The sequence below is a fragment of the Verrucomicrobiota bacterium genome, from assembly GCA_016871535.1.
GTDB lineage: Bacteria > Verrucomicrobiota > Verrucomicrobiia > Limisphaerales > SIBE01 > VHCZ01.
On the sequence record VHCZ01000338.1, the window covers coordinates 1 to 5,757 of the forward strand.

Sequence of the window (5,757 nt, forward strand, 5' to 3'; positions counted from 1 at the left end):
CCACCCTGGAAAAACGCCTTTGGGATTCCGCCGACCAGTTCCGCGCCAACTCCGGCCAAGCCGAGTGCCGAATTCCGAAGTGCGAGTTCGGAATCGCCGGCAGTTCGTCATTCGAAATTCGACATTCCCGCCGCCTCTGGATTCAACTCTTCCACTCCGCGCTGAACGCCAAGGGTCGCGCCGGATTCGTCATGGCCAACTCCGCCTCAGACGTCCGCGCGTCCGAGCAGGAAATCCGGCAGAAACTCATCGAAGGCCGCGCCGTGGACGTGATGGTCGCCGTCGGCCCGAACATGTTCTACACCGCCACACTCCCCTGCACCCTCTGGTTCTTCGACAAGGGCAAAGAGCGAATCCATCAGGCCAAAGCCCGGCGAAGCCGACCAGGCAAACGGGCTTCATTCCTCCGCGCAAGCTCATGCTCCCACACGCGGAACACCCGCCAGCCCGCACGCCGCAATCTGCGCGACACGAGCGCGTCGCGCGCTCGGTTGCCCGCAATCCTCGGTCGCCAGTAGTCTTTGTTGCCCTTTGGCATCCGGCAGTGCTTGGGACAGCCATGCCAGAAACAGCCGTCCACAAAGATTGCAACTTTCTGAGCTGCGAAGACGAAGTCTGGTTTTCCACTCAACCTCACGCGCCGCCGCCAGCCGGTGATTCCATGCTTGCGCAGGAGCTTCACCAAAACCATCTCAGTTGCTTTGTTGCCACCGCTTCTCACGGCGCTCATGATTCTTGAGCGCTCCGCCACAGAAACGGTGTCGGTTCTCCGCGCCATTAAGCCGAGCAGACAAGATTTCCGAAATGTGTAGCGAGAGCTTCAGACAGAAGCGGAGGCACGGCGTTACCGACATGCCGCTCTTGATCTGTTTCGTAGCCGTGGAAGATGAAGCGGTCGTCGAAGGATTGGAGGCGTGCGGCTTCGCGCACTGTGATTGATCGCTTGTCGCGGTAGTGTGTGAAGCGTCCTGACCCTGGATTTCGGAAATTGGCTGTGATCGTAAAGCCAATGCCTTTCGCATGAAGTCGCGCGTAGGCTTGGCTGAAATAGTTGTCTGAGAATCGTTCGCCGTCAGGAAGGGTGGCATTTCCTTTTCCTGGCCTAAGAGAAACGCATTCAAGTCCTTCGCGGCCTCGTCATGCACGCGAGTTGTTACGTCATCCATTTTCGACGTAATCATGTCGGGCGTGATGCTTGTTTCGATTTTCCCGATTTGGTAAATGGATTCCTTCTGGCCCTCCTGAAACAGCCGGAACGCGGCGCTGTTGACGATGCGGTTTATTTCGCCTTCCTCCTGTTTCGTAAGACGGTCCTTGTTACCGTTGCTTGGCGAATGAACCATTTGGTTTGCCACCTCAAGTCCGCGCTCAGTCAGCTCAAATCTCTTATTGGCAGAGCGCACCAACCCCTGACGCTTCATGTCATAAAGCGGCTTGTGGATATCCGACGAATCCGGGAATTGCGGATACCCGCGCAGTTGAAAGTCTTCGGGGTACTGTCTGAATGCACTGACAACGATGTCCTCATATTGCAGAGCTTTCGGCTCGCCTTCGCAAAGGTCGAACATCACCGCCAAAATTTTCTGTGGCTTGCTCAATGTTTGCATGTGACTCGAAATCGGTTGTGCCCGACTTCTTCAAATTCCGGGCGCTCGCGCAGCACCGAACCGAGAATGTCGGGCGATAATTCTTCCCAAACTTTCCCTTCGGCTTCAAGCCGCTCCATGAGGTCCTCACAGCCGACGACTTCGTTGGAGTGCGAGAGAATTTCGCGGCACGCGGATGAAATCGCCTCATCGTCCAGCCCAAGCTGATCAAGTTGGACGTCGAGGATGAATTGATTGTCAGCATCGCGGAGGAAAAAGCGGCTATGCTCAAGGCAGCGGCGAATGTCCCCGCTCTCTCTGTCGGTAAAAAGCGGTCCGAAGTTTGAATTCAACTCCCACTGAAACTCGTAAAGAGGCAGCGGGCGGCCTGACGCTCTTGCGGTCGCGACGAGTGCCCGTTCGAGCGAGCAGGTCTTGTGGAGCAGGCGGGCGTTGGCATTCTGCTCGTCTGAACTGCGGACCACAGAGCGGAGAGAAGCGCAAGTCTGCCATAACTTGTCTGCCGCACCGCCTGCGCTCGGCACAGCCAAGATTTCACAGAGGCGAGCGAAAGTGAGCGGCGGTTCTGAACGGCGAATCACCTTCTCGACCAAGGTCGCATCAGTGACGAGAGATTCGTTTACTGAATCCCCCCAGGATTTAAGACCGTAAAAGCCGAATCCGTAGTCCCGAACCAGCGGATGATGACGCAAATTGCCCGTTATCCCATACGGCGACACGGATCGCAGTCGGTGCAAATGTTCCAACACTTGATCGCTGGTCATTGGCCGGCCCGATTCTGCCAGGATTTTCGGGATCAGGTCTTTGATGTAAGCGCGCTCCTCAATTCCCCATGTCGCCAGGCCGAAAAGCAGACGCCCCAAATCCGCGAATCGCTCATCCTCGCGAAGAACGTAAGCCAGTTCGTATTTGTTCGTTTGCGTAGCCCAATCAAAGCGGTATGCGTTGACCATGTCCGCTGTGGAGATTGGCCGATTCTCCGCCTTCAACAACGAATGCGCGTCGCGTCTGACGGCGCTCCAGAGTTTTTCCGGCAAGCGAAAATGTTGCCTCAGCCCGTAGCAGCGAGGACCGAGCAGGAAGAAGCCTTTCTCGGCGAGAAAGGAATTACCAATCGTTCGCGCGTCCCATTTGACAATTTCATCGCCAAACTTTTCTCGCGCTTTGACAAGTATTTCCTCAGGCGCGAGCGGACATGCGCTAGGAAGCAGAACGGCTTTGGTCACGTCGCTAATTATGAGTCGGCGAAGTCGCACGATGGCTTGGCCCGGAGTGGAGAGTTCAACCGCGAGCCCCCTTGCGTGCTTCACCGATTGAAGGAATTCCTGTGCGTTTGGCTTTTTCTTTCCCATACGCTCGCACACGCGCGCCAACGCATCCGCGAATGGCAGGGCGTGCTGGCCTTCCCGGAGCACCTTTTCGACTGCGTCGGAAATCTCAGCGTCTCGATCCGTGCCCGAAGATAACTCCTGCCCTCGCGGCCATACAGGAATTCCCGGGACGAGTTCGCCAAGAAGCCGAGCATAAATGACAGGAGCGAATCGAACTTTTGCTGGGTGTTCCCCCAGCCATTTCGTAAGCAGCGCCGGAGTCAGCGGACAAACCATTTCTCAACACACCATCGCCACACCGTGCAAATAGCCATTTATCTTTGGGCCAGCCATCTTCTTCAAGTGAGCGAGCGATTTCTTCGTGATTTGCCGAATTCGTTCCCGTGTGAGTTTGAATTTTTTTCCAACCTCCTCCAACGTCCACGTTCCTCCGGCGTCTGCGCCAAGTCTCAACAGCAGCATTTCGCGCCAGTGGGTTGGCAGTTGCGCGACGCCATCGTCTATGAGCCGAAGTAGATCCGCGACGTTGGCGATTGAAAAGCTCCCGCTGGACGGCTTGAATTCGCCTGCAACGACGCGGTCAATCAGCGTGGCCAACTCGGCCAACGTCCGTTTGCCGCAGTTTGCCAGACCTTTGAATTCGGCCAAGTCGCGGCCCTGCAAATCGCCTAAGCAGGCGATGCCTGTGGATTCCAAGGCATTCGCAAGCCGAACTGAAATAGGCAAATCCAGTGGGCTAAACTCGCGCGCATACGGCGGAATGAAAAGGCAATCGCTCCTGCTGGGAGATTCGTATTGCGATTCGTCAACGCTCGCATCGCTGGCCGCCGAACCAAGTTGCACATTCCGAACAAGCTGCCTGAGTTCTTCGACTGTCTTGCGGCCACAGTTCCGATACTTGGAAATCTCGTAATAGGTCAACCCATGAAGCTCGCCGAGCAGCCGAAACTTTTTGAACTGAAAAACGTGGGCGAGTCTGACGGACGTTGAAAAACTCGAAAGCAATCGCCCGCGCGCCTCCTGCGGAATCACGATTGTGTCATTGAGTTCGCTCTTAGGTTTCATTGATTCCATCGAGGCGCTCGGCAAAAACACGCCGGCGCGCTTCGTCGGGAGAAAGTCGCCCGTTCTGACCGCGAAAGTGAAAACGTCTTCCACTGCGGTTTGAATTCGAGTGTGGCGAACTGCGATCATTTCAGCCAGTTGATTTTGATTTCCTTTTCCAGCGACTTGAACTCCGGGTCGCCGGTGAGGAGTTCGGCGTTCTTCATTTTGGCCAGCGCGGCGGCGAAGCAGTCGGCGTAGGCCATTTTGTGTGTGGCTTTGTAAATCGCGGCCTGCTTGGCGATATGGAGGTCGTCGCCCACGCCCACGATGTCAATCGGCAGCGCGGCAATCTCGCGGGTTGTCTGCTCGGCGGCTTCCTGTGAAACTTCGCGCATGGTGTTGTAGTAAATCTCGCCCCAGTTCACGACGCTCAACAGCAGCTTGTGCTTTTCCGCCGCCGCCTGCGCCAGCAGTTTTTCCACTTGCTCCGCCGCCGGTTCGTCCTCCAGGAACGCAATGAGCGCCCAGCTATCCAAAACTTTGGTTGCCATGGTTAGTTCAGTTCTGACTTCGACAACGGAAGGTAGGGCGCGTCACTCCGTGCGCGCCGGAGCACATTGCTTAAAAATGCTGCGCGCAGGGGACTGACGCGCCCTACCGCTCCTCGAACCAAGCGGAGAGGGAGAGCCGTTCGCGTCGTTGGCGTGGTTCGCGGTTTCATTTGCGAGCTTTGTGCTCTTTTGTGGCCATAAATCAAAGTTCCCGCTCGGCCTTGCGGTCTTCCATCATCGCTTTCAACACGCCCTTGCCTTTGAGCGAACCGCGCAGGCCGCGGATGAACTTCTGGGTGACGGGCTTGATGAGGATGCCTTCCGGCGTGGCTTCCACGTAAGCCCGCGTGCCCTCCTCGATCTCGAACTCCTTCCGCAAACGGCGAGGGATGACCACCTGGCCTTTGATCGAGAAGTAAACCGATTCAGCTTTCGTTGCTGCGTTCATGCGAATATCCTACTCGGCGCACAAAGTAAGGCAACACTCTTTTTGTGAGAACTTGCTCACAGAGTTTCCGTAGCACCGGCCGATCCGTGTCCATCGGAGTTGATACGTGGTTGGAGTTCTTTGCGAGCTAGCGTCTTTGCCCCGGGTGTTTCCTGCTGGTCAGCCAGTTCAGCGTCACGGGCGCGCTCTACACCTGCCGCCCGGATTTGGTGGGCTTCGTCAACGGCCTGCCGCTGGTGATCATCGAATTGAAGAAGCCCGGCGTGCCCGCGCGCGCGGCGTTCGACGAGAACCTGACGCACTACAAGGCGGAGATTCCGGCCAGTCACCACGCTCACCCTCGATCCCTCTCCCATCCGATGGGCGAGGGGCTGGTTCAACGCGCTGCTCATCGCCTCGGACGGCACGGACAGCCAGTTCCACACACTGTCTATCACCGCTGGTTTAGCACCGTTTAGCACGAACGGCCCCTGGCGTTGCAGTCGGCAGTGTGAACTCGCCGCCTCACCTCGGCTCCGCCAAACGGTGAATCGTTTCGCCCGCCAGCGCCCGACAAACCATGCGGACTTCCTGAATCCGGCCACAGAAGGAATCGGTTTCCCCCGCGCCAAGGCGCAATGGCTGACCGTTGGTGACTTCAAGCGGGCTGCCGGAAGGCGCGGGGGACTCGGCGGTCTTCAGGCCGTCCACGAACAGTTCCAGCCGGCCGTCGCGTCGCACGACTCCCAACCCCGCCTCGGCCCCCTGCGCCAGGTCATCCCGCAAGTCGTCCA

7 protein-coding genes and 2 pseudogenes are annotated in these 5,757 nt (G+C 57.4%); 2 read left to right on the forward strand and 7 right to left on the reverse strand.

Translation table 11 applies throughout. The features are described from left to right. Nucleotides 1-116 precede the first annotated feature (116 nt). A pseudogene (locus tag FJ398_25420) lies at nt 117-368 on the forward strand (SAM-dependent DNA methyltransferase). Here the strand turns inward: FJ398_25420 and FJ398_25425 are convergent. The 6 genes from FJ398_25425 to FJ398_25450 all read right to left on the reverse strand — a co-directional run bounded on the left by FJ398_25425 (nt 359) and on the right by FJ398_25450 (nt 4,984). Next, nucleotides 359-778, reverse strand: a complete 420-nt coding sequence (locus FJ398_25425) for a very short patch repair endonuclease (protein MBM3841232.1) — start codon at nt 776-778, stop codon at nt 359-361. The pseudogene FJ398_25420 and the gene FJ398_25425 overlap by 10 nt on opposite strands. Beyond that, nucleotides 778-1,011 carry a DNA cytosine methyltransferase gene (locus FJ398_25430; protein MBM3841233.1) on the reverse strand — a complete coding sequence of 78 codons (234 nt, stop codon included), beginning with the start codon at nt 1,009-1,011 and terminating at the stop codon, nt 778-780. The genes FJ398_25425 and FJ398_25430 overlap by 1 nt, the downstream gene beginning before the upstream one ends. A gap of 583 nt (nt 1,012-1,594) precedes the next feature. After that, nucleotides 1,595-2,833 (reverse strand): hypothetical protein, encoded by a 1,239-nt coding sequence (locus FJ398_25435; GenBank protein MBM3841234.1) that lies wholly within the window; start codon nt 2,831-2,833, stop codon nt 1,595-1,597. A 384-nt stretch (nt 2,834-3,217) separates the two neighbouring features. Then, nucleotides 3,218-4,132 carry a hypothetical protein gene (locus tag FJ398_25440; protein MBM3841235.1) on the reverse strand — a complete coding sequence of 305 codons (915 nt, stop codon included), beginning with the start codon at nt 4,130-4,132 and terminating at the stop codon, nt 3,218-3,220. Continuing rightward, nucleotides 4,129-4,536: a type II toxin-antitoxin system VapC family toxin gene (locus tag FJ398_25445; GenBank protein ID MBM3841236.1), complete on the reverse strand. Its 408-nt coding sequence runs from the start codon at nt 4,534-4,536 to the stop codon at nt 4,129-4,131. Before FJ398_25445 ends, FJ398_25440 begins: the two co-directional genes overlap by 4 nt. A 202-nt stretch (nt 4,537-4,738) precedes the next feature. After that, on the reverse strand, nt 4,739-4,984 hold the full coding sequence (locus tag FJ398_25450) for an AbrB/MazE/SpoVT family DNA-binding domain-containing protein (protein ID MBM3841237.1): 246 nt from the start codon (nt 4,982-4,984) through the stop codon (nt 4,739-4,741). Between the two features lie 149 nt (nt 4,985-5,133). On the opposite strand from FJ398_25450, the pseudogene FJ398_25455 reads away from it, so the two are divergent. Then, nucleotides 5,134-5,401: pseudogene (locus tag FJ398_25455) on the forward strand (hypothetical protein). Between the two features lie 87 nt (nt 5,402-5,488). On the opposite strand, the gene FJ398_25460 reads toward FJ398_25455, so the two are convergent. Beyond that, on the reverse strand, nt 5,489-5,757 hold a 269-nt coding region (locus tag FJ398_25460; protein ID MBM3841238.1), incomplete at its 5' end, for a LamG domain-containing protein.

Coding starts and splice junctions, on each gene's coding strand:
- FJ398_25440 (MBM3841235.1), bottom strand. CDS start 4,132: ATGATCGCAGTTCGCCACACTCGAATTCAAACCGCAGTGGAAGACGTT.
- FJ398_25450 (MBM3841237.1), bottom strand. CDS start 4,984: ATGAACGCAGCAACGAAAGCTGAATCGGTTTACTTCTCGATCAAAGGC.
- FJ398_25445 (MBM3841236.1), bottom strand. CDS start 4,536: ATGGCAACCAAAGTTTTGGATAGCTGGGCGCTCATTGCGTTCCTGGAG.
- FJ398_25425 (MBM3841232.1), bottom strand. CDS start 778: ATGGCGCGGAGAACCGACACCGTTTCTGTGGCGGAGCGCTCAAGAATC.